This window comes from Pseudomonas sp. FBCC-B1667 (genome assembly GCF_059133255.1).
In genome coordinates this window covers 4,112,246-4,136,711 of sequence record NZ_CP101437.1, presented here as the reverse complement: position 1 = coordinate 4,136,711, position 24,466 = coordinate 4,112,246, and the positions used below count along the sequence as shown (strand labels likewise).

Annotated in this window: 27 protein-coding genes and 1 tRNA gene; 12 read left to right on the top strand and 16 right to left on the bottom strand. The window is 60.5% G+C overall.

The window, feature by feature from the left end; genetic code table 11:
* Positions 1-71: 71 nt before the first annotated feature.
* Positions 72-146, top strand: a tRNA-Gln gene (locus tag NL116_RS19105).
* A 240-nt stretch (positions 147-386) separates the two neighbouring features.
* Here the strand turns inward: NL116_RS19105 and NL116_RS19100 are convergent.
* The 4 genes from NL116_RS19100 to NL116_RS19085 all read right to left on the bottom strand — a co-directional run bounded on the left by NL116_RS19100 (position 387) and on the right by NL116_RS19085 (position 4,044).
* Complete coding sequence (locus NL116_RS19100; RefSeq protein WP_494373554.1) at positions 387-1,256, bottom strand: isocitrate lyase/PEP mutase family protein; 870 nt, start codon at positions 1,254-1,256, stop codon at positions 387-389.
* Between the two features lie 148 nt (positions 1,257-1,404).
* Positions 1,405-2,439, bottom strand: coding sequence for an arginine N-succinyltransferase (gene astA, locus NL116_RS19095; protein ID WP_494373553.1), 1,035 nt, complete (start codon positions 2,437-2,439; stop codon positions 1,405-1,407).
* A gap of 61 nt (positions 2,440-2,500) precedes the next feature.
* The gene (locus NL116_RS19090; RefSeq protein WP_494373552.1) at positions 2,501-3,517 is read right to left on the bottom strand and encodes an arginine N-succinyltransferase; all 1,017 of its coding nucleotides are present in this window, start codon (positions 3,515-3,517) and stop codon (positions 2,501-2,503) included.
* A 119-nt stretch (positions 3,518-3,636) separates the two neighbouring features.
* On the bottom strand, positions 3,637-4,044 hold the full coding sequence (locus NL116_RS19085) for a hypothetical protein (protein ID WP_494373551.1): 408 nt from the start codon (positions 4,042-4,044) through the stop codon (positions 3,637-3,639).
* A gap of 340 nt (positions 4,045-4,384) precedes the next feature.
* On the opposite strand from NL116_RS19085, the gene NL116_RS19080 reads away from it, so the two are divergent.
* Together NL116_RS19080 and cobF are read left to right on the top strand one after the other, a co-directional pair.
* Complete coding sequence (locus NL116_RS19080; protein ID WP_494373550.1) at positions 4,385-4,957, top strand: histidine phosphatase family protein; 573 nt, start codon at positions 4,385-4,387, stop codon at positions 4,955-4,957.
* The gene (gene cobF, locus NL116_RS19075) at positions 4,957-5,712 is read left to right on the top strand and encodes a precorrin-6A synthase (deacetylating) (RefSeq protein ID WP_494373549.1); all 756 of its coding nucleotides are present in this window, start codon (positions 4,957-4,959) and stop codon (positions 5,710-5,712) included. The genes NL116_RS19080 and cobF overlap by 1 nt, the downstream gene beginning before the upstream one ends.
* A 29-nt stretch (positions 5,713-5,741) precedes the next feature.
* On the opposite strand, the gene ftrA is transcribed toward cobF, so the two are convergent.
* Positions 5,742-6,722 (bottom strand): transcriptional regulator FtrA, encoded by a 981-nt coding sequence (gene ftrA / locus NL116_RS19070; protein WP_494373548.1) that lies wholly within the window; start codon positions 6,720-6,722, stop codon positions 5,742-5,744.
* 101 nt (positions 6,723-6,823) lie between these two features.
* On the opposite strand from ftrA, the gene NL116_RS19065 reads away from it, so the two are divergent.
* Positions 6,824-7,258 carry a rhodanese-like domain-containing protein gene (locus NL116_RS19065; RefSeq protein ID WP_494373547.1) on the top strand — a complete coding sequence of 145 codons (435 nt, stop codon included), beginning with the start codon at positions 6,824-6,826 and terminating at the stop codon, positions 7,256-7,258.
* Here NL116_RS19065 and NL116_RS19060 read toward each other — a convergent pair whose 3' ends face one another.
* On the bottom strand, positions 7,259-7,909 hold the full coding sequence (locus tag NL116_RS19060; protein ID WP_494373546.1) for a type 1 glutamine amidotransferase: 651 nt from the start codon (positions 7,907-7,909) through the stop codon (positions 7,259-7,261). It abuts the gene before it with no gap.
* A 246-nt stretch (positions 7,910-8,155) separates the two neighbouring features.
* On the opposite strand from NL116_RS19060, the gene NL116_RS19055 reads away from it, so the two are divergent.
* The 3 genes from NL116_RS19055 (at position 8,156) to NL116_RS19045 (ending at position 11,061) form a co-directional block, all read left to right on the top strand.
* Positions 8,156-8,935, top strand: coding sequence for an ABC transporter substrate-binding protein (locus tag NL116_RS19055; protein ID WP_494373545.1), 780 nt, complete (start codon positions 8,156-8,158; stop codon positions 8,933-8,935).
* Positions 8,936-9,053: 118 nt separating this feature from the next.
* Positions 9,054-10,166 (top strand): succinylglutamate desuccinylase/aspartoacylase family protein, encoded by a 1,113-nt coding sequence (locus tag NL116_RS19050; RefSeq protein ID WP_494373544.1) that lies wholly within the window; start codon positions 9,054-9,056, stop codon positions 10,164-10,166.
* Positions 10,167-10,344: 178 nt separating this feature from the next.
* The gene (locus tag NL116_RS19045) at positions 10,345-11,061 is read left to right on the top strand and encodes an alpha/beta hydrolase (RefSeq protein ID WP_494373543.1); all 717 of its coding nucleotides are present in this window, start codon (positions 10,345-10,347) and stop codon (positions 11,059-11,061) included.
* Positions 11,062-11,064: 3 nt separating this feature from the next.
* Here the strand turns inward: NL116_RS19045 and NL116_RS19040 are convergent, their stop codons facing one another.
* The 4 genes from NL116_RS19040 to NL116_RS19025 all read right to left on the bottom strand — a co-directional run bounded on the left by NL116_RS19040 (position 11,065) and on the right by NL116_RS19025 (position 14,286).
* Complete coding sequence (locus NL116_RS19040; RefSeq protein WP_494373542.1) at positions 11,065-11,637, bottom strand: DcrB/PsbP domain-containing protein; 573 nt, start codon at positions 11,635-11,637, stop codon at positions 11,065-11,067.
* Positions 11,638-11,756: 119 nt separating this feature from the next.
* Positions 11,757-12,428: a glutathione S-transferase family protein gene (locus tag NL116_RS19035; protein WP_494373541.1), complete on the bottom strand. Its 672-nt coding sequence runs from the start codon at positions 12,426-12,428 to the stop codon at positions 11,757-11,759.
* Between the two features lie 82 nt (positions 12,429-12,510).
* Complete coding sequence (yddG, locus tag NL116_RS19030) at positions 12,511-13,434, bottom strand: aromatic amino acid exporter YddG (protein ID WP_494373540.1); 924 nt, start codon at positions 13,432-13,434, stop codon at positions 12,511-12,513.
* Positions 13,435-13,491: 57 nt separating this feature from the next.
* On the bottom strand, positions 13,492-14,286 hold the full coding sequence (locus tag NL116_RS19025) for a hypothetical protein (protein ID WP_494373539.1): 795 nt from the start codon (positions 14,284-14,286) through the stop codon (positions 13,492-13,494).
* Between the two features lie 165 nt (positions 14,287-14,451).
* Between NL116_RS19025 and NL116_RS19020 the strand changes: the two genes are divergently transcribed.
* From NL116_RS19020 to NL116_RS19010, 3 genes are all read left to right on the top strand, one after another.
* Positions 14,452-14,985: a chalcone isomerase family protein gene (locus tag NL116_RS19020; RefSeq protein ID WP_494373538.1), complete on the top strand. Its 534-nt coding sequence runs from the start codon at positions 14,452-14,454 to the stop codon at positions 14,983-14,985.
* Between the two features lie 10 nt (positions 14,986-14,995).
* On the top strand, positions 14,996-15,520 hold the full coding sequence (locus NL116_RS19015) for a DUF3833 domain-containing protein (RefSeq protein ID WP_494373537.1): 525 nt from the start codon (positions 14,996-14,998) through the stop codon (positions 15,518-15,520).
* 77 nt (positions 15,521-15,597) lie between these two features.
* Positions 15,598-16,917 carry an Nramp family divalent metal transporter gene (locus NL116_RS19010; RefSeq protein ID WP_494373536.1) on the top strand — a complete coding sequence of 440 codons (1,320 nt, stop codon included), beginning with the start codon at positions 15,598-15,600 and terminating at the stop codon, positions 16,915-16,917.
* Positions 16,918-17,032: 115 nt separating this feature from the next.
* Here NL116_RS19010 and NL116_RS19005 read toward each other — a convergent pair whose 3' ends face one another.
* The gene (locus NL116_RS19005) at positions 17,033-17,926 is read right to left on the bottom strand and encodes a LysR family transcriptional regulator (protein ID WP_494373535.1); all 894 of its coding nucleotides are present in this window, start codon (positions 17,924-17,926) and stop codon (positions 17,033-17,035) included.
* A gap of 114 nt (positions 17,927-18,040) precedes the next feature.
* Here NL116_RS19005 and NL116_RS19000 point away from each other — a divergent pair, with 114 nt between their 5' ends.
* Complete coding sequence (locus NL116_RS19000) at positions 18,041-18,643, top strand: NADPH-dependent F420 reductase (protein WP_494373534.1); 603 nt, start codon at positions 18,041-18,043, stop codon at positions 18,641-18,643.
* A gap of 102 nt (positions 18,644-18,745) precedes the next feature.
* Here the strand turns inward: NL116_RS19000 and NL116_RS18995 are convergent, their stop codons facing one another.
* Genes NL116_RS18995 through NL116_RS18985 form a run of 3 tightly spaced genes read right to left on the bottom strand, consistent with a single transcriptional unit; the run spans position 18,746 to position 21,339 of the window.
* Complete coding sequence (locus NL116_RS18995; protein WP_494373533.1) at positions 18,746-19,927, bottom strand: acetyl-CoA C-acetyltransferase; 1,182 nt, start codon at positions 19,925-19,927, stop codon at positions 18,746-18,748.
* Positions 19,928-19,938: 11 nt separating this feature from the next.
* Positions 19,939-20,604, bottom strand: coding sequence for a CoA transferase subunit B (locus NL116_RS18990; protein ID WP_339555247.1), 666 nt, complete (start codon positions 20,602-20,604; stop codon positions 19,939-19,941).
* Positions 20,605-20,640: 36 nt separating this feature from the next.
* Entirely contained in the window at positions 20,641-21,339 is a 699-nt protein-coding gene (locus NL116_RS18985; RefSeq protein ID WP_494373532.1) for a CoA transferase subunit A, read from the bottom strand.
* A gap of 150 nt (positions 21,340-21,489) precedes the next feature.
* Between NL116_RS18985 and NL116_RS18980 the strand changes: the two genes are divergently transcribed.
* Complete coding sequence (locus NL116_RS18980; RefSeq protein WP_494373531.1) at positions 21,490-22,389, top strand: LysR family transcriptional regulator; 900 nt, start codon at positions 21,490-21,492, stop codon at positions 22,387-22,389.
* A 42-nt stretch (positions 22,390-22,431) separates the two neighbouring features.
* On the opposite strand, the gene NL116_RS18975 is transcribed toward NL116_RS18980, so the two are convergent.
* Complete coding sequence (locus NL116_RS18975; RefSeq protein WP_494373530.1) at positions 22,432-23,274, bottom strand: NAD-dependent protein deacetylase; 843 nt, start codon at positions 23,272-23,274, stop codon at positions 22,432-22,434.
* Positions 23,275-23,362: 88 nt separating this feature from the next.
* Positions 23,363-24,409, bottom strand: a complete 1,047-nt coding sequence (locus tag NL116_RS18970) for a class I SAM-dependent methyltransferase (RefSeq protein ID WP_494373529.1) — start codon at positions 24,407-24,409, stop codon at positions 23,363-23,365.
* Positions 24,410-24,466: the final 57 nt, after the last annotated feature.

Sequence of the window (24,466 nt, the reverse complement as noted above, 5' to 3'; positions counted from 1 at the left end):
ATATTTTAAGGAGGGGCTTCCCGGACGGCGTGAAAGTTGTTAAATTCCCGGCCACACGTAGCAAGTGCTACAGGGGCGTCGCCAAGCGGTAAGGCAGCAGGTTTTGATCCTGCCATGCGTTGGTTCAAATCCAGCCGCCCCTGCCATCTTCAAGAAACGCCAGATCCTAACGGGTCTGGCGTTTTTTTATGCCTGTCATTTTCTTCCCGGTGACACGCCTCAGCGGGGGTAGTAGCGGTTGATTCCACAATGGGGTTCATCAGTATTTTTCTTTTGTTCGGGGGCAGAGACGGCTTCGACAACCTGTCAGCCAAGACACAATCCAAATGTGCGAGCTTGCTCACGATGGCGTCGTAACGGGCACTCCAACTAAACCGCCCGAACCGTCACTCCTTTACACGCATAAACTCTTGCGCCCAACGAATGTAATCCTCGGGCTGCGTATACGTATGCGTCAGCTCCGTAGCACTCAAGTCCGAGGCCTGGGTAAAGATCTGCCGCTGCTCGCGCAAGCTGTCGTAAGTCGCCTTGATGGCCGCAAAGTAAGCGCCATGCCCATCAATGGTCACCCGCACGCCCAGTTCGGCCAGGCGTTTGTCGTCGCGCAGTGCCGGGTTGCCGTAGGTGACCAGCATCAGTGGCACGCTGAGGTGTTCGGCGATTTTTTCCAGTTGATCGAAGTCCTGCACGCCCACCATGCAGATCCCGTCCGCGCCGGCAGCTTGATACTGCTGGGTGCGGCTGATGATTTCCTGGATGGGCAGGATGCCGGCGTTGGTGCGGGCGATGATCGCCATTTCCGAATCAACCCGGGCTTCCAGCGCGGCGCGGATCTTGCCGACCCCTTCCGCAACCCCGATCAGGTCGGTGGACTTACGGCCGAACTGCGCCGGCAACAGGGTGTCTTCGATGGTCAGCGCGGCGATGCCGGCGCGTTCGAGTTCGACAATGGTGCGCATCACGTTGAGCGCGTTGCCGTAGCCATGGTCGGCGTCGGCGATGACCGGCAATTGAGCGACACGGCCAATGCGCGTGGCCTGTTCGGCGAATTCGCTGAGGGTGATCAACGCGAAGTCGGGGGCGCCCAAGACCTGTAACGATGCAACGGAGCCACCCAGAATCCCCACTTCAAAACCCAGGTCAGCCGCAATGCGGGCCGACATGGGATCGAAGACCGATGCCGTGTGATAGCAGGTGTTGGAAGCGAACAGTTCGCGAAAGTTACGGCGCAAATCTTGATGGGAAAGCCTGGTCATACGAGTTCCACCACTGCAATTGGAATGGAAGGGCTTGAGCAAAAGTGTCAACGCCGAAGGAACAAAAGGCTATCACGCGGACGAGAAGAAGATGATGACGAATTTGTACAGGGCGCAGGATTGGGCCTGTGGCGAGGGGGCTTGTCGATCAGGCAGCAACAGCCTGCCGTTGTTGACTGAGTAAATGCACGGCGCGCACCGAATTGCCGGGTTGCAGTTGCAGGCGTTTGGCGGTGAGTCGGTCGACCACCAGGCTGTTGCCGACCATGCGCGCCTTGGCGACGGTGATGCGGCAGTTTTCCAGGCGGCGGTTGTGGATCAACCACACGGGTGCCTGTTCGTCGAGTGTGCCAATGGCCAGTACCAGCGCCTGGCTGTCGCGCACGGTGCGGATTTTCGCCACCGGCGCTTCAATCACCGGCCCGGCGTCGAAGATGTCGATGTAACCCTGGTGGGCAAAACCCTCGGCGTTCAGGATTTTCATCGCCGGTTCGGTGTTCGGGTGCGCGATGCCGATCACCGCCTGGGCCTGCTCAGTCAACAGGCAGGTGTAAAGCGGTTGGCGCGGCATCAGTTCGGCGATGAAGGATTTGTTGCCCAGACCCGACAGGTGGTCGGCGTGGCTGAATGCCTTTTTGAAGAAGTGCCGGCCCAGGCTGTCCCAGAACGGTGAACAACCGTTCTCGTCGGCACTGCCACGCAGTTCGGCGATGAGTTTGTCGCCGAACAGCTGCGGAAACTCGGCGACGAACAGCAGACGCCCCAGCGACAGTAAGCGACCGTTTGTACCCCGGCGTTGATCGTGGCGCAGGAACAGCGAGCAGAGTTCCGATTGGCCGGTCATTTCATTGTTCAGAAACAAGGTCGGAATCTGCCGCTGGATCCCCAGGTCAGGCGATGAACTGACCGTGAGACCCACCCGATAGTTGTACCAGGGTTCACGCAAGCCCACGGCCCCGGCCATTGCACTGACGCCGACCACTTGCTGATCGTCATCCTCCAGCACAAATAGATAATCGGCATCCGCACGCTCCACCTGTTCGGCGAACGTCCGCTGAGCCCAGCGCACCCGGTGTGCCAGACGATCCTCGTTGACCGGCAGGGTGGTAAACCCGGGGGTGGCCTGTTGCACCAGGTCCATCAGGGCGGGGAGGTCGGTGACTCGAACCGGGCGGACAATCATGATGCAGCTCCTTCTTCGCGCCAGTTCGGGCGCTGTCGTTGGGCACGGGGCCAAGTGATGCTCAGAGGGCGATCAGCCGGATCGGGCTGCCATCGGTCACGTTGAGGGCTGCGCACAGATCGGCGCTCAACCGCACCGGTTGTCCGGATACCACATCCAGTTCGGCGACGACTGCCCGATAGTCCTTGAGCGCATCGTTGCTGACCAGATAGCGACCCCGCGCATCGATGGACGGACTGGCCTGCACCTTGGCTGTCTCGCTTTGGGCGATGGAATGCACGTTCGAGGTGCGCGCATACAAGGTCGGGCCACCATCGAACAGGTCGATGTAGCTGTTGGTTTCAAAGCCTTCGCGTTCAAGAATATCGAAGGCCTCCTGGCCGTCCGGATGAATCCGGCCAATGCAGTCTTGTGCCCCCTGGGGCAGCATCGGCACGTAAATCGGGTATTGCGGCATCAGCTCGGCGAGGAAGGTCCGGGTTTCCAGGCCGCACAGCCGTTCGGCCTCGGTGTAAGGCAGGTCGAAAAAGTGTTTGCCCACCGCATCCCAGAAGGGTGATTGTCCCTCATCGCTGCTGTAGCCGACGATTTCAGTGATTACCGCGTCGGCAAAACGCTGCGGATGGGCGGCGATGAATAACAGCCGTGCCCGTGACAGCAACTCCGAAAATGCAGTGCGCACCAGCGCGGTATCGATATGAAAGCCGCGAAGCAAGGTGTGACCGTTGAGGTCCTGGCACAGCGACAGCGCCGGCACGCCATGTTCGATGTTGAGTTCCCGGGAGGCACTGTTGAAATGACGGTTGCGCAAGCTGTAGAACGGCTCGTTGAACCCGGCGGTGGCCAGGAGCTCCGAACAACCCATCAGGCGCTCGACCGTCAGGTCCTCCAGCACGAAAAAGTAATTCTCCGGGCCATGTGCCTCAACGTCTTTTTCGAATGAGGCGCAGGAATCGAGAATCCGCAGGCGCAGGCGTTCGGTGTCGTCCGGCAACGATGTGACGCCCACCAGGCTGTCGCGCGCCAGTTGTTGCAACTGGGGCAGGTCGGTTAACTCGACTGGGCGTAAGACCAGCATGGATATACTCCTGTATCAAAGGGTTCGGCGATGTGCTCCGAACCTGACTATCACTGTCGGTTTCCACGTGTTAAAGCAGCGATCGCCTGATTTGTTGTCAGACGCTGCCCTTTTTATCTTCAGCCGTTGCTCGACTCGGACAGCATCGTAGGGGGGCCGGTTTTGATGAGCAAAAAGAAATAGACCCGTCCCAAGGCTTTGGCGCGGGGAGGGCGCGTAAACAGGCGGGGCCTGCGCAGATGGACTTGTTGCAGGTGGGTGCGTGGTGGCAAGGGAGGGCGGGCCGCGTGCAAACGGTGGACTCGATCACCGGGTAACGCATTCTGGAAATTGGCAAAACCGCTGAAACCGTGTGCTTTAGCCCGCCGCACGAGGTTGAAATCGTGGACACCGGCACGTTCCGCCAGCCTTGGTGTCGGGCCGAGCCCGTTGCGCCGGTACGGGGCCGGCAAGGCGCATGTGACCTTGCGTGCCGACGACGTCAGCTCCAGGCCGGCGTCGGTGATCAGGTCTCTGAAGGTGGGCATCCGGGCTCCTGCTGGATGGCGGTATCGGTTTCATTCCACAAATTGCGAAGCAGTATTTATGTAGCCGAGCCTACAAGTCTAGTGAATTTTTCCACGCCTTTTTTGAGCCCGAAAACAGGGCGTAAACCGCGTGTTAAAGGAGCTACATGGAATTCGACAGCACTTGTAGGCAATCGCCAGAATCCGTGTCGGAAATTGCCGAATTACCCAGCTCCATCAGACGGGCAAGCGGTGTGGACTGGTTGAAATGAAACGCCATGAACCGACCTTCTTGCGGCACAATCTGGCGAATATCGTCGGCGCGTTGCCGTTTTCCGTTTGATCGCAAGGGTGTTTATCCGTGCAAACAACCCGTTTAACCTTGATCTGTCACGCTCGAACCGTCGCACAGAAATTGGCGTATTTTCCTACGAACGAACCGTTGGAAATGGATTGGCAATCAGCGAAGGGTTCGCGTCGTCACGCGTTCAAAGGGACGCCACGTTTACTCTCCGGGCCGGAATTGCGGACCCGACAAACGGCCGCACTGTTTGGCGATGAAGTTGAAGTGGTCACCGCATTGAGTGATTGCGACTTCGGACAGTGGCAGGGCTTGCGCGTTGATGACCTGCAAACGTCACAACCCGAAGCGCTCCAGGCCTGGCTCGAAGACCCGACCTCGGCGCCCCATGGCGGTGAGTCGGTGGCGCAACTGGGTCAGCGCGTGGCGCAGTGGCTGCACACCCTTGAGGCAACTGCGGGGCATGTTGTTGCGGTCACCCATCCGTTTGTCATTCGCGCTGCGCTCACCCAGGTATTGCAGGGGGCGGCGTTCAACCAGATCGACGTTGAACCGTTGTCGGCCATCGAGTTGCGGTTCACCGGCCGCTGGCGTCTGCGCTTGCTCGGCACGGATGCCCAGGGAGTGCTGTGATGAGAAAACTGTTGGTCATCGGCATCGGCGCCGGCAACCCTGACTACGTCACGATACAGGCCGTGAAGGCGCTGAACCTCGTCGATGTGTTTTTCCTGATGGACAAGGGCCAGGACAAAGATTCACTGATCGACCTGCGCCGGGAAATCTGCGAGCGCTACATCACCGATCACGATTATCACTTCGTCGAAGCCCACAGCCCCGAGCGTAAGCGCGGTGAGGTGGACTACACGACCAGTGTCGCAGACCTCAACCTTGCCAAGCAGTTGACCTTCGAACGGCTGATCAACGAGGAAATGACTGACGAGCAGTGCGCCGGTTTCCTGGTGTGGGGTGATCCGGCGTTGTACGACAGCACGATCAGGATTTTGCAGGCGATCCTGGCGACGGGGCGCTGTGTGTTCGAGTTCGAGGTGATCCCCGGCATCACCAGCGTCCAGGCGTTGGCGGCGCAGCATAAAGTGCCGCTCAATCGCATTGGTCGCTCCATTGAAATCACCACCGGGCGCCGGTTGGCGGTGGGGCAGGTGAGTGGGGCGGACAGTCTGGTGGTGATGCTGGATGCGCAGGATGCCTACCGTCAGGTGGCGGATTCGCAGACCGAGATTTACTGGGGGGCTTATTTGGGCACGCCGGATGAGATTTTGATCAGCGGCAAGCTTGAAGAGGTCGCGGATGAGATTGAACGGGTGCGCAAGACGGCTCGATTGGCGCATGGGTGGATCATGGATACCTACCTGCTGCGTAAGCCTTGAGGTCAGCGGTGTTTGAGGGGGCCTCAAAGTCACCTTGAATCATCAACTTTGACCGCACGCCCAAACCGCTCCCGATACACCGACGGCGGCACCCCCACCAGCCCCCGAAACGCCACCCGAAAACTCTCCACCGACCGATACCCGCACTGCTCGGCAATCTGATCCGTATTCTGCCCGGTGCTCTCCAGCAACTCCCGGGCCCGCGCCAATCGCTCATGCTGCAGCCAGGCTTTGGGCGGCAACCCGGTGGCTTCGGTAAAACGGCGCAAGAACGTCCGTTCACTCATCGCCGCCTCGCTCGCCAGTTCACGAACTTCCAGCGGTTGATGCAAGCGCTCCCGCGCCCATTGCATGACGCGTGACACATCGCTGCGCGGTGTCGGACTGACCGGCGTCGGAATAAACTGCGCCTGGCCACCGGTGCGTTGCGGCGACATCACCAGCCGTCGCGCTACCGTGTTCGCCACTTGCGTGCCGAAATCCCGCGCCACCAGGTGCAGGCAGGCATCGATCCCCGCCGCGCTGCCGGCTGAGGTGATCAGTTGACCGGAATCGACATACAACACCTCTGGGTCCACCAAAATGTGCGGAAAACGCTCCGCCAGTTCAGAGGTGTAACGCCAATGCGTGGTTGCGCCGCGTCCGTCCAGCAGTCCGGTCGCCGCCAGCACAAACACCCCGGAGCAGATCGACAGCAATCGTGCGCCTCGGGCATGGGCCTTGCGCAAGGCGTCGAGCAAGTGTTCGGGCACCGGGGCGCTGCGGTCGCGCCAGCCGGGAATAATGATGGTCCGGGCGTCTTCGAGCAGTTCCATGCCGCCATCGGCCAGTACTTGAATGCCGCCCATGGCGCGCATCGGGCCTTGGTCCACGGCGACAATCCGGTGTTCGTACCACGGGAAGTCGAACTCGGGCCGCGCCAGGCCAAAGATCTCCACCGCGATGCCGAATTCGAAAGTACACAGGCCGTCATAGGCCAGAATCGCGACCAAGCCAGGGTCAGGCTGCATTTGGCGTAAAGTTCCCGGTGAGTATCTTGTGCGCCACTGTAGCGGCAAGTGGCGGGCGGATAAAGTCTTCTCAAGCCCACACACACCATGGAGTACAGAACATGACGAGCCTGGTTCGCGAAATCCCCGCCGCCCCTTCGGCCATCGCCCTGATGCATTTCAGCAACCGTCTGACGTTCGAAACCGACTGTTCCGACGTTAACGCCAGTCAGCAGGCCGGCGAGGTGGATTTTGTGCTGGTGGATGTGCGCGGTCCGCTGGCGTTCGAGCGCGGTCATGTGCCGGGCGCGATCAACATTCCGGGGCGATTGCTGACCGCTGAAGGCCTGGCGGTTTACCCGAAAAGCAGTCTATTCGTGGTCTATTGTGCAGGTCCGCATTGCAACGGCGCCAACAAGGCCGCCGTAAAACTCGCGGCGCTGGGTTACCCGGTCAAGGAAATGATCGGCGGGGTGACGGGGTGGCTGGATGAAGGGTTTGAGTTGAGCGCGGTGGCGCAGCGGCCAGCCTCGACCGCTATAGGGTGTGAATGTTGATCAATCGTGGCGCATAGCTGACGAAGCGGTCCACCATTCATCCAGCGTCGCCTGCAACCAGTCATAAACGGCGGTGTAGGCGGCGCTGTCCTGTTCGCCTCGAGGCAACGGCGACGCCTCACCAAAGTGTTCATTGAGCCTCGCCACCGACGCGGCATTCCACTCCGGATGGAACTGCAGCCCCACCCGCGTCGAGCCCACGCGATACATCTGCTGTTCGCATTGCGCGCTGCTGGCGAGCAATTGCGCGCCAGGTGGCAGATTAATCGCGTCTTCGTGCCACTCCAGCACCTTCAACCGCTGGCCATCGGCAAGCCTCACCTCGGTCCAGCCGGTTTCGGTTTGATCCATCCGCCGTACCTGTCCGCCCAGACTCAACGCCAGCAACTGCGCCCCCAGGCAAATCGCAAACACCGGGGCGCCCTGATCCAGGCTGCCCGCCAACCACTGCCGTTCGGATTCCAGCCAGACCGGCCCGGCATTGGATTCGTATGGCCCACCCAACACAATCACCGCCGCGGCACTCACCGGCGGCAACTGGCCAAGGTCGGCGCGAAAGACGTTCAGCGTCAACCCTCGGGACGTGGCCCAGTCGGCAATCGCACCGGGCCCTTCGGCGGGGTGGTGCTGGATCAAGTTCAGTGATGGCATCAGGATTTCTCTGTCGTTATTGCGCGTAGGTTTTGTCTGAAAAAGCGGCTTGTCCTACAGTCTGTGCACCGCTGTGGCGCACACTTCAAGGGACACTGCCAGGTGAGCCACTTTTCTATAAGTATTCGTCGCTTAAACACAATTTGCCCATTTGAAGCCACTCTAGACTGCCGGCCTCTTCGGTTTTCACCGGCCGAAAGTCAATCGTAAGCTGCCAATAAAAGTCTCCGCACACGGGAGTTATAAATGAAAAAGCTAGTGATGTTCGGTGCCCTGGCACTGTCGATGTTGTCCCTGACCGCTGTGGCGGATGAAGCCAAGCCGATCCGCATCGGTATTGAAGCCGGTTATCCGCCATTCTCGATGAAAACCCCTGACGGCAAACTGACCGGTTTCGACGTGGACATCGGCGATGCGCTGTGCGAGCAGATGAAAGTGAAATGTACGTGGGTCGAGCAGGAATTCGACGGCCTGATCCCGGCACTGAAAGTGAAGAAAATCGACGCGATCCTGTCGTCCATGACCATCACTGACGACCGTAAGAAGAACGTCGATTTCACCATCAAGTACTACCACACCCCGGCGCGCTTCGTGATGAAGGAAGGCACCGACGTCAAGGATCCGCTGACCGATCTCAAAGGCAAGAAAGTCGGTGTGCTGCGCGCCAGTACCCACGACCGCTTCGCCACTGAAGTGCTGGTGCCGGCCGGCATCCAGCTGGTTCGCTACGGTTCCCAGCAGGAAGCCAACCTCGATATGGTCTCTGGCCGCGTTGATGCGCTGCTGGCCGACTCGGTCAACCTGGACGACGGTTTCCTGAAAACCGACGCCGGTAAAGGTTTTGCCTTCGTAGGCCCTGAGTACAACGATCCGAAGTACTTCGGTGGCGGCGCCGGCATTGCCGTGCGCAAGGGCGATACCGCCCTGGCCGAGCAGTTCAACGCGGCTATCACCGAAATTCGCGCCAACGGCAAGTACAAGCAAGTGCAGGACAAGTACTTCAAGTTTGACGTTTACGGCGAGTAATCACGCCGTTCAAAAAAGTGGCAACCGTTGACGCGGTTGCCATTTTTTTTGTGCACTCTTTCTAGCAACAGAGAACCCTGCAGGGGGATCTCACTGTCCGGACTTCAGGAGTTTATCCATGCAACGCATCGACCATTCACTGCCCTGGAGCCACCTGGGCACCGAACGTACCCTTAGCGTATTTCGCTACGGCGCGGGCACGCGCAAGGTCTACATCCAGGCCAGCCTGCATGCGGACGAACTGCCGGGCATGCGCACAGCGTGGGAATTGAAAAAGCGCCTGGCCGAACTCGACACCCAAGGCCAACTGCAAGGCATGATCGAACTGGTGCCGGTGGCCAACCCGATCGGTCTGGATCAGCACCTGCAAGGCAGCCACATGGGCCGCTTCGAACTCGGTAGCGGCAAGAATTTCAACCGTTCGTTTGTCGAACTCAGCGCACCGGTGGCCGCGTTGATCGGTGACCAATTAGGCGACGATGCGCAGGCCAACATCGCCCTGATTCGCCACACCATGGGCCAGGTGCTTGATGACTTGCCGGCACCGGCTTCACAACTGGAAGCCATGCACCGCTTGCTGTTGCGCCATGCGTGCGATGCCGACATCACCCTCGATCTGCATTGCGATTTCGACGCGGCGATTCATATTTATGCTTTGCCGCAGCACTGGCCGCAGTGGCAATCTCTGGCCGCGCGGCTGAGGGCTGGCGTGGCGTTGTTGTGTGAAGATTCCGGCGGCAGCTCGTTCGATGAATCCTGTTCTTCTCCGTGGTTGCGCCTGGCGCGGGCGTTTCCTGACGCCGCCATTCCCCCGGCCAACCTGGCGACGACGCTCGAGTTGGGCAGCATGGGTGACACGCGGGTGGATCAGGCGCAGGCCAACTGCGAGGCTATCCTCGGCTTCCTGGCTGAGCAGGGTTTTATCAAGGGCGACTGGCCGGCGGCACCGAGTGAATGCTGTGAAGGCATGCCGTTCGAAGGCACCGAGTACCTGTTCGCGCCGCATCACGGGGTGGTGAGTTTCCTGCGCGATGCCGGTGAATGGGTGGAGCGGGGCGATGCACTGTTTGAAGTGGTCGACCCGTTGAATGATCGGGCGACCACCGTGTGCGCCGGAACCAGCGGCGTGTTGTTTGCGATTGATCGCGGGCGGTATACACAGCCGGGGACATGGCAGGCGAAAGTGGCGGGGCGTGAGCCGATTCGGGTTGGGAAACTGATCAACGACTGATCCGGATTCTCTGATGCCTCATCGGGCCTCTTCGCGAGCAGGCTCGCTCCCACAAGGGAATGCATTTCAACTGTGGGAGCCTGCTCGCGAAGGCGGCATCAGCAACACCCGAAATTCCCCGGCAGGGCTCACAGTGCTAGGCTCACCCCCGAATCCTGTTCCCTGTAAAGGAAGGCCAATGTTGAAATTTCTCGCCATGCTGACGTTTCTGGCATCCGCCACAGTCCATGCTCAAACCCCGCTGCAAACCGATCTCCCCCTCAAGTATCTGGAACAAGCCAACCCCGAGTCGCAACACCAGCCACTGGTGATTTTCCTCCACGGTTACGGCAGCAACGAGCAGGACCTGTTCGGTATCAAGGATGATCTGCCCGCGACTTACACCTACCTGTCGGTGCGGGCGCCGATGACCCTGGAGGAGGGCAGCTACCAGTGGTTTACCAAGAAGGGCGAGGGCGCCTATAACGGCAAGACGGGTGACCTGAAGACCAGCGGCCAGGTGTTGCTGCAGTTCATCGCCCAGGCGGCGAGGAAATATCACACCGAACCGGACAAGGTGTTTCTGGTGGGGTTCAGCCAAGGCGCGATCATGTCCTACGAAGTGGGGCTGCGTCACCCCGAGGCGGTCGGCGGGATTGCGGCGTTGAGCGGGCGGATTCTGCCGGTGCTCAAATCCGCACTCAAACCGGATGAAAGTCGCCAGAAACTGGCGATCTTCATCGGTCATGGCAAAGAGGACAACCGCCTGCCGTACAAGGACGGTACGGACGCCGACAACCTGCTGAAGAGCCTGTCCCTCAAGCCTGAGTTTCATGGCTACGAAGGACTGGGTCATAACATCAGCGAAGCCGAAATTGCAGATTTGAACGCCTGGCTGCAGCGCCTCAATCCTTGAGGCTTATTTACCGGTGACGATTTGTTTGATCAGCGTTTCGTGCGCGGCCATGTCACCCGGACGGGAAATCACCTGAACCACCGCCATGCGGTTGCCGGACGCCGCCATCAGCGTGGTGTTGAGGGTCATGCCGCCACCCTGCGTGGCGGTGCTGTCAACCTGACGCAATCCCAGGCCTGACGCTTTTTGCGTCAGGCTTTTTTCACTGAGTTTGTTGAAGTCCGGCAGGGCTTTGAGTTGTGCGGCTTCGAAATCGGCGGCCGTACCATCGAGAAATGCGCTGTCGTTGTCTTTGACGGTGACGTCTGCCGGCAGATTGTTTTCAGCGGCGATCACCACGGTCTTGGTCGTTTCATTGGTGTACATGGTGCCGCTGGCGCCAGACGGGCTGGTTGGCAGCGTGTTGGCGGTGAAGCCTTTGGGCAGGGAGAAGGTGAATTTGCCGCCCAGCATCGAGACTTTCTGCGAGGACGAAGGAGCGGTGGCCGTGGCCTTGGCGGCCTGTGCATTCAACGCGCTCAGACTGGCAACCGCCGTCAGCAACAGGACAGCGGCTTTTTTACTTAACAGTGACATGCAAAAAACTCCAGGGATGATCGCGCTTTGAGGGCGATCATCCCATGGAGTTTGTGAAGCATTCCAGCGCGGCAACGGTTTACACCCAGCGGCGCGACGGATAACTGCTATCTGGAACGTCAGGCCTGGTTCTGCGGGAACAGGTTGCGACGGGTTTCTTCGTCGAACTCGGCCTTGAGCACCAGCTTCTCTTTCAAACCGTGGGCACGCTGAGCGGCCGGGCGGGCACTGATTTCATCGAACAGGCGCTTGACGTTCGGGTACGCCGCCAGGCCGTTCTCGCCGAGGATGTACGGCGCGTAGTTGGCCCAGCCCCAAAGCGCCATGTCGGCGATGCTGTAGGTGTCGCCGGCCAGGTATTGATGATCGGCCAGACGTTGGTCGAGTACGCGGTAATGACGTTCCACTTCTTTCAGGTAGCGGTTTTTCGCATAAGCCAGGTCTTCCGGCGCGTGGTGCAGGAAGTGCACGGCTTGACCCGAGAACGGCGACAGGCCGGTGGCGATGAACATCAGCCACGACAACAGTTCGGCACTGCCGGCAGCCGTGGTCGGCACGAAGCGCTGATGTTTTTGCGCCAGGTGCAGCAAGATGGCCTGGGAGTCGAATACCGTGGCGTCGCCGTCAACGAGTGCTGGAACCTTGGCGTTCGGGTTGATCGCCAAAAAGGCTGGCAGGTGTTGCTCGCCCTTGAAAGTATCGACGCCGATCAATTCGTACGGCGTTTGCAGTTCTTCAAGCAGCAAGGCAACTTTCATCGGGTTTGGCGAAGGGTGGAAAAAGAATTTCATGGTGTAGGCCTCAGTCGGGTGGGTTGTGAACTGAGGCTGATGTTGAAGGAAACCCGTTCGATTGACGTGCGAGGTTATTGCTTTACTCGTTCGATGTTATCGAACGTGTCGCGACAGCCTTTTCGGAGAATCGCGTGGTGGCAATCACCGCGCCACCGATGATCAACAGTGCGGGCACGATCAGGATCGGACCCGCCTGGCTGTCGCCCACGGTGATCAACAGCAGAGTGGAAATCAGCGGCGCCAGGTAGGACAGCGCTCCCAACGTCGCCAGATTGCCGTGCTTGGTGGCATGGTCCCAGGCCAAAAACGCCAGGCCCACCGGTCCCAGGCCCAGGCAGATGATGGCGGCCCATTGACCGGCATCCGGCCAGACCGTGGTTTCAAACAGTCGATGGCAGACCAGCCCGCCGACGGCCACCAGGCCGCAAACGCCACCGATGGTGCTGCTGGGCACTTCGCTGAAGCGTCGATTGAACACCGAATAAACGGCCCAGATCAGCGCACAGCCAAACGCCGCGAGATACCCGGCCACCGGCATCGCCGCACCCGCCACCGGTGCGTGTTGCTGCATGATGAACGCCGTGCCGGCGAGCCCCAGCAGCGCGCCGAGCATTTGCCGCTTGTGCAGTTTTTCCCCGGCGGAGAATGCCGATAGCAGCACCAGCAACAGCGGCCAGAGGTAGTTGATCAGGCTTGCCTCGGCCGCTGGCGCAGCTTTGAGCGCGAAAAAATACAGCGCGTGATAGACGAAAATCCCGCTGAACCCGGTTGCCCAAACGGCCCAGGGTTGTCGCCAGCTGCTGAAGCCGGGGACGCCGTGTCGCCCCAGAATGACCACGCTCGCCACGAACGCCACGCCGAACCCGAGTGTCATCAGCTCAAAGGGCGGGATACCTTGGGTGAGGGTGGTCAGCAGCGCCAGGCAAGACCAGAGGAATATGGCAATCACGCCAATGGCGGTGGCTGAACGGGCAGTGCGCACGGGAAGCGTGGCGTGATTCATGTCTGGTCCTTCAGCACGGTGAACGGGCGACATCCTGGCCCGCAGCTGTAAAGGAGCTTAGCGGTTGATCGCGGATCGTCCAGGCTCGGTCGTCGACTTGACCGGGCGTGCCAGCAATTGCCGGGTGACCCCCAGCATCGCCACGGACACCGCGACACCGAGGGCAAACGCAGTCAACCCCATGTGCGGCAATGCTATCGCCAACACCAGGCAAAACGCCGCGAACGAATACATGCCCGTGGCCGTGGCCCGCAGCAAGGCGGCGGTAAACGCCGGGCCACGGGTTTGCTGGGAGAACACCGCCATCACGCTGCCCAATACCGGGAACACCGCGAGCAAGCCACTCCAGCGTTCGCCGACGGTGCTGGCCAGGAGCGTGACCGCGAGGGTGAGCAGGGCGCCGGCAATCATGCGCAGCAGCAATTTATCGGACTTCGGTGCCGGGCCGGACACCAGCGGCTGCACCTTGGGGAACAGGTAAGGCGCGGCGAGCAGCGCAGTCGCAGCGGCGATGACCGAAAACACCAGGGACGGCGGAATCAACGACAGAATGACCGCCGCCAAGGCCCAGACGGACAGCGACACCACCAGCGCCAACGGCCAACGGGTGCGCTGGGCCACTTGGGCATAGGTCACGCAGAAGGCAATCATCGCGAACATTGCCGACAACGCAGCGGTCGCCGATTGGGCGGCAAACACTTCGCCCTGCTCGATGGCGAGGAACAACAGAATCGGCCCGACCACCACCGGCAACCCGGACAGCCAGCCGGCCACGCTGGGGCCCCAGCGTTTACCGGCCAGGGAAATCAGCAACAGAAATCCTGGAATCACCAACAGTTTGAGCATCAGCACGCACGCGTCTCCGACCTGAGTGGGGCGCTAAACGTTAGCACTGCGGCCGCAGGATTGCTCTAGGAATGAGGAGATTTTGTATACAAAGCGTACCGCGCAAATAATTGTACAAAACAATTCTTTGCGTATAAGTTTTTAGCAGGTGCCCAAGGTGAAAAGAACGCGATGAACAGACTCCGATTACGCCTGCGTCATGGTGTGTTGTTGCTGGGATTGGCAGGCACCCAGGTCTTGGCCAATTGGCAGGAGGCATTGCCCGGCGCGCAGATCATCGGCACCGGCGAGTTTCGGGTGTTCGGGTTCGATGTTTACAACGCTCGGCTCTGGAGTGCGGGCCGTCCCTTGTCGCCCGACCAGCCGTTTGCCCTGGAACTGATCTATCAGCGCAGCATTTCCCGAGATGATCTGGTACAGGCCAGTGTCGATGAAATCAAGCGGTTGTCCGGCGCCTCGGTCAGCACTGAGCAACTCGAACGCTGGAAGGTGCAGATGCAACAGTCGTTCGTCGATGTAAAAGCCGGCACCCGCATTACCGGCGTTTATTTGCCTGGGCAGGGTGCGCGGTTCTTTGTCGGCCAGCAGCCGCAACACGAAGTGAAAGACCCTCAATTCGCCCGGGCCTTTTTCGATATCTGGCTCGACCCACGTACACGTAATCCCGAGTTGCGCCAGCAGTTGCTGGGCACCGCCAAGCCTTGAGGTGCATGACATGCTGAAGAATCTGCTGCTGGTGTTGTGCGTCTGCCTGGCCGGTTGCGGCGTCGATGTGCAGCGCTACAGCGAGCAAAACCCCAAGCTCGATCTACCCGGCTTCTTCGTCGGGCGAGTGGATGGCTGGGGAATGTTCCAGAAGCGCTCGGGCGAGGTGATCAAGCGCTTCCATGTGCTGATCGACAGCCGAATGGACGGCCAGAACCTGATCATGCATGAAGCCTTTACCTACAGCGATGGCACCCGGCAGACCCGAGTCTGGACGCTGTACCCAGACGGCCCTGGCCGTTGGCGTGGTACGGCCGGTGATGTGGTCGGCGAGTCCCACGGTGAGGTTGCCGGCAACGCGCTGCACTGGCGCTATGAACTCAGCCTGCCGGTGGACGACAAGGTCTACCAGGTGCATTTCGATGACTGGATGTACTTGCTGGACGAAAACACCATGGCCAACCGCTCAGCCATGACCAAGTTCGGTGTTGAGCTGGGCCAGGTGACCTTGTTCTTCCGCCGCCACGGCGCCTGATACATGGGTAGTTGCCCCTTGGGCGCATGGCCTGAAACCTCTAAGCTGCGCTTTTAGACCTGTCGACGGATGTTTGTGTGAAATTCACTTTGCCCAACGTTGCCACTGCGCCGTTTTGCCCGCCGGAAGTGGCGGGCAGCGTGGCCGTTGATCCTCGCGCCTCATTCTTCAAGCGACTGCTGCGTTTTGCCGGTCCTGGCTTGCTGGTGTCCATCGGCTACATGGACCCGGGCAACTGGGCGACCGCCATCGAGGCCGGTTCGCGCTTTGGTTACAGCCTGTTGTTTGTGGTGTTGCTGGCGAGTCTGGCGGGGATGGTGATCCAGTGCCTGTGTTCGCGCCTGGGCATTGCCACCGGGCGCGACCTGGCGCAATTGTCCCGCGAGCGCTACAGCACGCGCACGGCACGCACGCAGTGGGCGTTGGCGGAAATCTCGATCATCGCAACCGACCTTGCCGAAGTGCTTGGTTGTGCGTTGGCGTTTCATCTATTGCTCGGGTGTTCACTGACGTTCGGCATTGCCCTGACGGCGTTCGACACGCTGCTGGTGCTGGCCCTGCAAAACCGTGGTTTCCGTCGTCTGGAAGCGATCATGCTGGTGCTGGTGGGCACCATCGGCGTGTGTTTTTTCGTCGAATTGCTGCTGATCAAACCTTACTGGCCGGACGTGGCGCGCGGCTTTACGCCGTCACTGTCCGCGATTGGCAATGCCGCTCCGCTGTATTTGGCCATCGGCATTCTCGGGGCCACGGTGATGCCGCATAACCTGTACTTGCACACCTCGATTGTGCAGACCCGATTAATAGGCAAGGACCTGGCCAGCAAGCAGGATGCAGTGAACCTGGCGCGGATCGATACCATCGGCTCGCTGGCGTTGGCGCTGCTGGTCAATGCGGCGATCCTGATTCTCGCGGCGGCCGCGTTCCACAAGACCGGGCACACCGATGTGGTGGACATCCAGGACGCCTACCACTTGCTGGATCCACTGGTGGGCGGGGCGTTGGCGAGCGTGTTGTTCGGCGTGGCGTTACTGGCGTCGGGGCAGAGTTCGACCTTTACCGGGACCATCGCCGGGCAGGTGATCATGGAAGGCTTCCTGAACCTGCGGATTCCGTGCTGGCAACGGCGTTTGATCACCCGTGGGCTGGCGCTGATTCCCGCGTTCATCGGGGTGTGGCTGATGGGCGACAGTGCGATTGGCAAGTTGCTGGTGTTGAGCCAGGTGGTGTTGAGTTTGCAATTGCCGTTTGCGTTGTACCCGTTGATTCGCATGACCAGCGATCACGCGCTGATGGGGACGTTTGTGAATCGCTGGCCGACGCGGGTGTTGGCGTGGGGGTTGTTTGTGGTGATCAGTGGGGCGAACTCCTGGTTGATCCTCCAGTTTCTGGGGTGACCGGGCTGGCCTCATCGTCGGAACGCCGCCCGGAGCAAGCCCGCTCCCACAGGTTTTGTGTTCAGCGCAGATCCACTGTGGGAGCGGGCTCGCTCGCGAAGAACGATGACACGGTCTAGTGCTGAAATGCTTCAACCACAAAATCAATGAACGCCCGGGTCTTGGCCGGCATCAATGTCCGGCTTGGGTAGTACAGCGAAATCGGTCCCGCATCCGCGTGCCAGTCGGGCAGCAAGCGCACCAGTTCGCCACGCTGGAGGTGGGCGCTAACGTCCGGCAACACCAGCAGTGTCACCCCCAAGCCGAGCAGCGCCGCTTCGCGCATGGCCGCCGGGTCATTGAGCACGATGGTTTCGCTCAGACTGACCGGCGCCTCATGACCCCCGCCATCCTGCATGACCCACTGACGAATTCGCCCGGTGCGGCTGCCGCGCATCACGATGCCGTTGAATCGGGACAGCTGCGTCGGATCGTCCGGTAACGCGCGTCCGGCCAGATAGGCGGGAGACGCCACCGCCACCACATCCGCCGCTGCCAGCGTGCGCGAGACCACACCAGGTGTCAGTTCGAAGCCACCACCGATGGCTGCGTCGTAGCCTTCGGCAATCAAATCCACGGGGCGGTTTTCGAAGTGCCATTCCGGTGTGATCAATGGATAACGTTCGAGGAAGGCCGGCAGCAATGGCAGCACATGACCGATACCAAACGTCGGTGCGAGGCTGACTTTGAGCACGCCGGCCGGCTCGCCCCGGTCGCTGTTTACTGCATTGATTGCCGCCTGCAACGCCTCCAGATTGCCGCCAATGTTTGCCAGAAATCCCTCGCCGGCCTCGGTCAGCGACAGCTTGCGGGTCGAGCGCTGGAAGAGCCGCACACCAATGTTCCGCTCAAGCATCGCTACGTTACGACTGACTGCAGCGGGCGTCAGCGCCAGCAAGCGTGCCGCCGCGGAAAAGCTGCCGGTTTCGGCACTACGCACAAAGGACTCAAGGTTCGCGAGGGTTTCCATAGGCGGCACCTGCTAGTAATACTTGAAAATCTTTCAATGCATTACCGGCTAATCAAGCGCTAATGGCAAGCGCAGTATTCACTCCAACGACAACCCCCTCGGAGTGAAATGTTCATGAGTACTATTGGAATCATCGGCGCCGGTGCCATTGGCGCAGCCTTCGCCAGAGCCCTGTCGCGTCAAGGCATAGAAGTGGTTATCGCCAACAGCCGCGGTCCGCAAAGCCTGGCTTCGCTGATAGAAGAACTTGGGCCGACGGCACGTGCCGGCACCCGTGAGGAAGCGGCCGCGCAGCCGATCGTACTGGTCGCGGTGAACTGGTCGAAGTTGCCGACCGCGCTGGGCGGCCTGCCGGATTTCGGCGGTCGGATTGTCATTGATGCGAACAACTCGATTGAAGCGCCGTCGTTCAAGGCCGTTGATCTGAACGGGCGGATGTCCAGCGAAGTGTTTGCTGAATGGGTGCCCGGTGCGCGGGTAGTCAAGGCGTTCAATCACCTTCAGGCGCGTCTGCTTGAGAGCGATCCGGCGGCGGAGGGCGGTCGTAGAGCCCTGTTTTTCTCGGGAGATGACACCCAGGCAAAAGCCCAAGTGGCCGCGCTGATTGATCAGTTGGGATTCTTCGGGATTGATCTGGGGGAATTGAGCGTTGGCGCACGATTGACGCAGTTTCCAGGCGGCCCGCTGCCGACCTTGAATCTGGTGAAATTTGCCTGACACGCAAGGTAGGCGGTAGGACCGACGCGATGTGAATCGCGCCGGGGGTGTTGTCAGGCTGCAGCGGATCTTCGTGGGTCCCCGCGCAGTCTGATGAACGCTTTACGCCCGTTCGATCGCCAATGCCACGCCCTGACCCCCACCGATGCACAGGGTGGCGAGGCCTTTCTTGGCGTCACGCTTGATCATTTCATGCAGCAACGTCACCAGCACGCGGCAACCCGATGCACCGATGGGGTGACCCAGCGCGATGGCACCGCCGTTGACGTTGACCTTGTTCAAGTCCCATTCCAGGTCCTTGGCCACCGCCAGCGATTGCGCGGCGAACGCTTCGTTGGCTTCGATCAGGTCCAGTTGGTCGATGGACCATCCGGCCTTGCTCAAGCAACGGCGCGTGGCCGACACCGGGCCGATGCCCATGATCGCCGGGTCGACGCCCGCGTTGGCGTACGCGGCGATTTTCGCCAGCACGGGCAGGCCGAGGGCCTTGGCTTTATCGGCGCTCATCAGGATCACGGCAGCGGCGCCGTCGTTCAGCGACGACGCGTTGCCGGCGGTCACCGAACCGTCCTTTTTGAACGCCGGTTTCAGTTTGCCCAGCGCTTCAGCGGTGGTGCCGGCGCGCGGCTGTTCATCCGTGGCGAAGGACAGCGGATCGCCCTTGCGCTGAGGAATCAGGATCGGCGTGATCTCATCGACAAAACGCCCGGCTTCGATGGCGGCCGTGGCTTTTTGCTGGGAGGCCGCGGCGAAGGCGTCCTGTTGCTCGCGCGTCAGGCTGTATTTCTCGGCCAGGTTCTCGGCGGTGATGCCCATGTGGTAATCGTTGAACGCATCCCACAGCCCGTCGCTGATCATGGTGTCGACGATTTGCGCATGACCCATGCGCAGACCGGTGCGAGCACCCGGCATCACGTAGTTGGACAGGCTCATGTTTTCCTGGCCGCCGGCAATGATCACGTCGGCATCGCCGCAGCGAATGGCCTGAGTGGCCAGGTGCAGGGCTTTCAAGCCCGAACCGCAGACCTTGTTCAGGGTCATGGCCGGCACGGTGAACGGCAGGCCCGCCTTGATCGCGGACTGGCGCGCTGGGTTTTGCCCGGCGCCGGCGGTCAAGACCTGGCCCATGATCACTTCATCGACTTCAGTCGGGTTCAGGCCGGTTTGTGCCAGCAACTGACGGATCACCGCCGCGCCGAGGTCAACCGCGGAAATGTTCGCCAGAGCACCCTGGAAACTGCCGATGGCAGTGCGGGTGGCGGCGACTATGACGACGTCTTGCATGGGGTAATTCCTCACTGGTCAGCGAACTGCATTTCTGGAACGTGATCGGGAACAATCAGTTTACCAGCGGTTTTGGCGACGATTTCCTCGACGCTGACGCCAGGTGCGCGTTCCTTGAGGACAAATGCGCCATTTTCGATTTCCAGGTAAGCCAGGTCAGTCAATACGCGCTTGATGCAACCCGCGCCGGTCAGCGGCAGGCTGCAGTGGTCCAGCAGCTTGGATTCACCATCCTTGGAGGCGTGGGTCATGATGACGATGATGTTGTCTGCGCCAGCCACCAGGTCCATGGCGCCGCCCATGCCCTTGACCAGTTTGCCGGGGATCATCCACGAGGCGATGTTGCCTTGCACATCGACTTCAAAGGCGCCCAGCACGGTCAGGTCGACGTGGCCGCCGCGGATCATGGCGAACGACTCGGCCGAGGAAAAGATCGACGCGCCGGTGCGTGCGGTCACCGTTTGTTTGCCGGCGTTGATCATGTCGGCATCAATGGTTTCTTCAGTAGGGAAAGGACCCATGCCCAGCAGGCCGTTTTCCGACTGGAGCATGACTTCCATGCCTTCAGGGATGTAGTTGGCGACCAGGGTCGGGATGCCGATGCCCAGGTTGACGTAGAAGCCGTCCTGCATTTCGCGGGCGACGCGTTGAGCCATTTGTTCGCGGGAAAGTGCCATTGTTGTTATTCCTTCATTCGGTCCGGGGGCAGGGGATCACTTACGCACGGTGCGCTGTTCGATGCGCTTCTCGAACGTGCCGCAAATGACCCGATCGACGTAGATGCCAGGGGTGTGGATCTGCGCCGGGTCGAGCTCGCCGGGTTCAACAATTTCTTCGACTTCGACCACGGTGATCTTGCCGGCAGTGGCGGCCAGCGGGTTGAAGTTCTGGGCGGTGTGGCGATAGATCACGTTACCAAAATGGTCGGCTTTCCAGCCTTTGACGATGGCGAAGTCACCGGTGATGGACTCTTCCATCAGGTACTTGCGGCCATGGAATTCACGCACTTCCTTGCCTTCGGCAACGGGAGTGCCAACGCCGGTGGCGGTGAAAAAGGCCGGAATGCCGGCACCGCCAGCGCGCATTTTTTCAGCGAGGGTGCCTTGTGGCGTCAGGATGACTTCGATTTCGCCCTTGAGCAGTTGCTCTTCGAACATCTTGTTCTCGCCGACGTAAGACGCCACGACTTTGCTGATCTGCCGGTCTTCCAGCAGCACACCAAGGCCAAAGCCGTCGACGCCGCAGTTGTTGGAAACCACGGTGAGGTCGCGGGTGCCTTTGCGTTTGATCTCGTTGATCAGGTTTTCCGGGATCCCGCACAGGCCGAAGCCGCCAGCAATCACCGTCATGCCGTCTTCAAGACCCGCCAGAGCTTCCTCGTAGGAACTCACGCGCTTGTCGAAACCTGCCATATGCACCTCTTTTATTCTTTGTGGGCGGCTGGCTAGCCGAATGGGAAGGAGTGTCTCGCTGTTGTATTCATTTGTTAAGTTGATTTTTACGGTGGATTGATAGATAAAACTCACCAATCGATCATCCGTATTACGTTGGAGCCACCGGCCATGACAGTCAAGCAGATCCGCGCCTTCCTGGCCGTGGCCCAGAGCCTGAGTTTTGCCGTGGCCTGCGAGCGCCTCCATCTGTCGCAATCGGCGTTGAGCCTGACCATCAAGGCGCTGGAGGAGGGCCTGGGCGGGCGCTTGTTCACCCGTAACACGCGCAACGTGGCGCTGACCGCCGAGGGCGAATCGCTGGTGCCGCTGGCCCGTCGATTGATCGCCGATTGGGACAATGCCGAAGACGAACTGCGCCAGCGCTTCACCCTGCAGCGCGGTCGCGTGACGCTGGCGGCCATGCCATCGTTCGCCGGCAACCTGCTGCCGCCGATCCTCAAGACCTTTCGCGCGCGTTATCCAAAGGTCAACGTCACGGTGAATGATGTGATTAACGAGCAAGTGCTGGAAATGGTCCGTGACCGCCAGGTTGAGCTAGGGGTGGCGTTCGAGCCGACGCAGAGTTCGTCTTTGGCGTTCATGCCGCTGTACATGGACCGTTTCGTGGCCATTGTGCCGAAGGATTCGCCGCTGACTGAGCAGGCGGATATCGACTGGCAAACGCTGCTCAAGGAGCCGTTCATCACGTTGCAGCGACCGTCCACGGTGCGGGTGATGCTGGAGGAACATTTACAGGCGCAGGGGATGAAATTGCCGGTGGAGTTTGAAAGTCATCAGCTGGCGACGGTGGGGCGGATGGTTGCCAGCGGATTGGGCGTGAGCGCGGTGCCGGCGTTGTGCGCGGGGCAGATGCAAGAGCTCGGTGCGCAGTGCATCACGCTGCGCGATCCGGTGGTGGAGCGGGCCATCGGCGTGTTGACCCAGCCTGGAGGGGAACTGTCGGCGGCAGCGCAGGCATTGTTCGACATCCTCAAGGAAGAGCTCGGCCAACCCATCGTCACGCAATAATCACAGGCCTGATAGCCCACAGGGGATTGGGGGGGGCAGGATTTATGTGTTCAGGCGCTGGGCCAGCAGGGGCAAGAGTTGTTCGCACGAACCCTCAATTTTCAGGTCCAGAATGTCATCTGCCCGTGTCTTCCCGAGATTCATCGCAATCAACGGCTTCCCTTGATCCGCTACCGCCCGGCACAGCCGAAACGCGGAGTACGCCATCAATGAAGATCCCACCACCAGCAACCCCGCCGCCTTCTCCACCGCCGCCATGGCTTTGGCCGCCGTCACCTGCGCCACGTTCTCGCCAAAAAATACCACGTCCGGTTTCATTCGCTCGCCTGCGCAATGTGGGCACTGTGGCACCTGAAACCTGGCTTCAAACGCCGCATCCAGCAAGGTATCGCCATCTGGTGCCTGCACCGCATCGACCCCGGCCAAGTAAGGATTCTGTGCTTCCATCAATCGCTGAATGGCATCCCGCTCGCTATGTTTTCCGCAATCCAGACACAGCACCCGGTGCAGGCTGCCGTGCAGTTCGATCACATCGTGACTGCCGGCCTGATCGTGCAAGGTGTCGACGTTCTGAGTGATCAGGCCGCTGATTTGCTGCTTGCTTTGCAAACTGGCCAACGCCTCGTGCGCGACATTGGGCTGCGCCAAACGCACGCGCGGCCAGCCAAGCATTGCCCGCGCCCAATAGCGTCGACGCGATTGCGCGGCGGAGAGAAATTCCTGATACATCATCGGCTGCCGGCCGCGGCGCACGCCCTGGTTATCGCGGTAGTCCGGAATGCCCGATGGAGTACTGATGCCGGCGCCGGTCAGCACCACGAACGGCTGTTCAGTCATGAGTTGGCCAAGCCGCTCGAGTTGTTCGCGCAGGAAGCTGTCGAGCATGTTCACACTCCGTGGGAGGGCCTTGAATGTGTGCAGCGTAGCAGACCGATCCCCCGGACAGTGCGGCTGTCCGGGTGATGATTGAGGCTTATTTCCGTGCTTCCAGAATCAGGTTGAATGGCGTTTGCGTAGCCCGCCGGAACGACTTGAATCCCGCCTCGGTGAACACCTTGCGCAACCGCGCTTCACCGGCCTGGGCGCCGAGCCCGAGGCCGACTTCCTGGGACAGCGAGTTCGGCGTGCAGATGAATGTCGAGGCTGCATAGAACAACCGTCCCACCGGGTTGATGTTGTCGTCGAGCGAGTCGTTGGCGAAGGGCTCCACCAGCAGCACCGTGCCGTCCGGTTTCAGCGATTCATAGGCGTGTTTGGCCGCGCCCACCGGGTCGCCCATGTCGTGCAGACAGTCGAAGTAGCAGATCAGGTCATAGTCATCGCCGGGGTAGCTCTTTGCGGTGCCCTGGAAGAACCGAGCCCGGCCGGCGACGCCGCCTTCTTCGGCACGTTGGGTCGCAACGGTGACGGAGGGTGCGTGGTAGTCGAACCCGACAAACCGCGAGTCAGGGAATGCCTGGGCCATGATCACCGTCGACGCGCCGTGCCCGCAGCCGATGTCCGCGACGTTGGCACCGGCCTCCAGCTTGGCCACCACGCCATCCAGCGCCGGCAACCATTCGGCGATCAGGTGCGCTTTGTAACCGGGGCGGAAAAACCGTTCGGTGCCGCTGAACATGCACGGATGGTGATCGCCCCACGGCAGGGCACCGTCGCCGCGCATGGCTTTGACCAGTTTGTCCTTGTCATGGAAAAACGACGCGACCACACCGATACCACCGGCGATATAGACCGATGAGTCCTCAATGGCCAAGGCGAGGGCTTGTTCTTCGGGCAGACGGAACTGGCCGTCGCGGTGCTCCATGTAGCCGGAAGCGGCGTGGGCGCTGAGCCATTCGCGCACCAGGCGGGGGTTGCAGCCGGTTTTCCCGGCGAGTGTTTCGGGGCTGATCGGCTGACTGTCGGCCATGGCCCGGTACAGGCCGAGCTCTTCGCCGAGGATGACGTTGGCGAGCATCGCCGCGCCGCCCATGTCGTTCACCAATTTGCCCATGAAATCATTGAGTCTGGCCTCGTCCATCACGTGTGCTCCTTTGGCAGGATCACGGTCCAGAGGGCTTGTTTTCGAGGCGTTCGA

Coding starts and splice junctions, on each gene's coding strand:
- NL116_RS19020 (WP_494373538.1), top strand. CDS start 14,452: ATGAACAGACTCCGATTACGCCTGCGTCATGGTGTGTTGTTGCTGGGA.
- astA (WP_494373553.1), bottom strand. CDS start 2,439: ATGATTGTCCGCCCGGTTCGAGTCACCGACCTCCCCGCCCTGATGGAC.
- NL116_RS19090 (WP_494373552.1), bottom strand. CDS start 3,517: ATGCTGGTCTTACGCCCAGTCGAGTTAACCGACCTGCCCCAGTTGCAA.
- yddG (WP_494373540.1), bottom strand. CDS start 13,434: ATGAATCACGCCACGCTTCCCGTGCGCACTGCCCGTTCAGCCACCGCC.
- NL116_RS19035 (WP_494373541.1), bottom strand. CDS start 12,428: ATGAAATTCTTTTTCCACCCTTCGCCAAACCCGATGAAAGTTGCCTTG.
- NL116_RS18980 (WP_494373531.1), top strand. CDS start 21,490: ATGACAGTCAAGCAGATCCGCGCCTTCCTGGCCGTGGCCCAGAGCCTG.
- NL116_RS19055 (WP_494373545.1), top strand. CDS start 8,156: ATGAAAAAGCTAGTGATGTTCGGTGCCCTGGCACTGTCGATGTTGTCC.
- NL116_RS19045 (WP_494373543.1), top strand. CDS start 10,345: ATGTTGAAATTTCTCGCCATGCTGACGTTTCTGGCATCCGCCACAGTC.
- ftrA (WP_494373548.1), bottom strand. CDS start 6,722: ATGCAGCCTGACCCTGGCTTGGTCGCGATTCTGGCCTATGACGGCCTG.
- NL116_RS19005 (WP_494373535.1), bottom strand. CDS start 17,926: ATGGAAACCCTCGCGAACCTTGAGTCCTTTGTGCGTAGTGCCGAAACC.
- cobF (WP_494373549.1), top strand. CDS start 4,957: ATGAGAAAACTGTTGGTCATCGGCATCGGCGCCGGCAACCCTGACTAC.
- NL116_RS19040 (WP_494373542.1), bottom strand. CDS start 11,637: ATGTCACTGTTAAGTAAAAAAGCCGCTGTCCTGTTGCTGACGGCGGTT.
- NL116_RS19015 (WP_494373537.1), top strand. CDS start 14,996: ATGCTGAAGAATCTGCTGCTGGTGTTGTGCGTCTGCCTGGCCGGTTGC.
- NL116_RS19085 (WP_494373551.1), bottom strand. CDS start 4,044: ATGCCCACCTTCAGAGACCTGATCACCGACGCCGGCCTGGAGCTGACG.
- NL116_RS19050 (WP_494373544.1), top strand. CDS start 9,054: ATGCAACGCATCGACCATTCACTGCCCTGGAGCCACCTGGGCACCGAA.
- NL116_RS18985 (WP_494373532.1), bottom strand. CDS start 21,339: ATGGCAGGTTTCGACAAGCGCGTGAGTTCCTACGAGGAAGCTCTGGCG.
- NL116_RS18990 (WP_339555247.1), bottom strand. CDS start 20,604: ATGGCACTTTCCCGCGAACAAATGGCTCAACGCGTCGCCCGCGAAATG.
- NL116_RS19000 (WP_494373534.1), top strand. CDS start 18,041: ATGAGTACTATTGGAATCATCGGCGCCGGTGCCATTGGCGCAGCCTTC.
- NL116_RS18995 (WP_494373533.1), bottom strand. CDS start 19,927: ATGCAAGACGTCGTCATAGTCGCCGCCACCCGCACTGCCATCGGCAGT.
- NL116_RS18975 (WP_494373530.1), bottom strand. CDS start 23,274: ATGCTCGACAGCTTCCTGCGCGAACAACTCGAGCGGCTTGGCCAACTC.
- NL116_RS19100 (WP_494373554.1), bottom strand. CDS start 1,256: ATGACCAGGCTTTCCCATCAAGATTTGCGCCGTAACTTTCGCGAACTG.
- NL116_RS19065 (WP_494373547.1), top strand. CDS start 6,824: ATGACGAGCCTGGTTCGCGAAATCCCCGCCGCCCCTTCGGCCATCGCC.
- NL116_RS18970 (WP_494373529.1), bottom strand. CDS start 24,409: ATGGACGAGGCCAGACTCAATGATTTCATGGGCAAATTGGTGAACGAC.
- NL116_RS19060 (WP_494373546.1), bottom strand. CDS start 7,909: ATGCCATCACTGAACTTGATCCAGCACCACCCCGCCGAAGGGCCCGGT.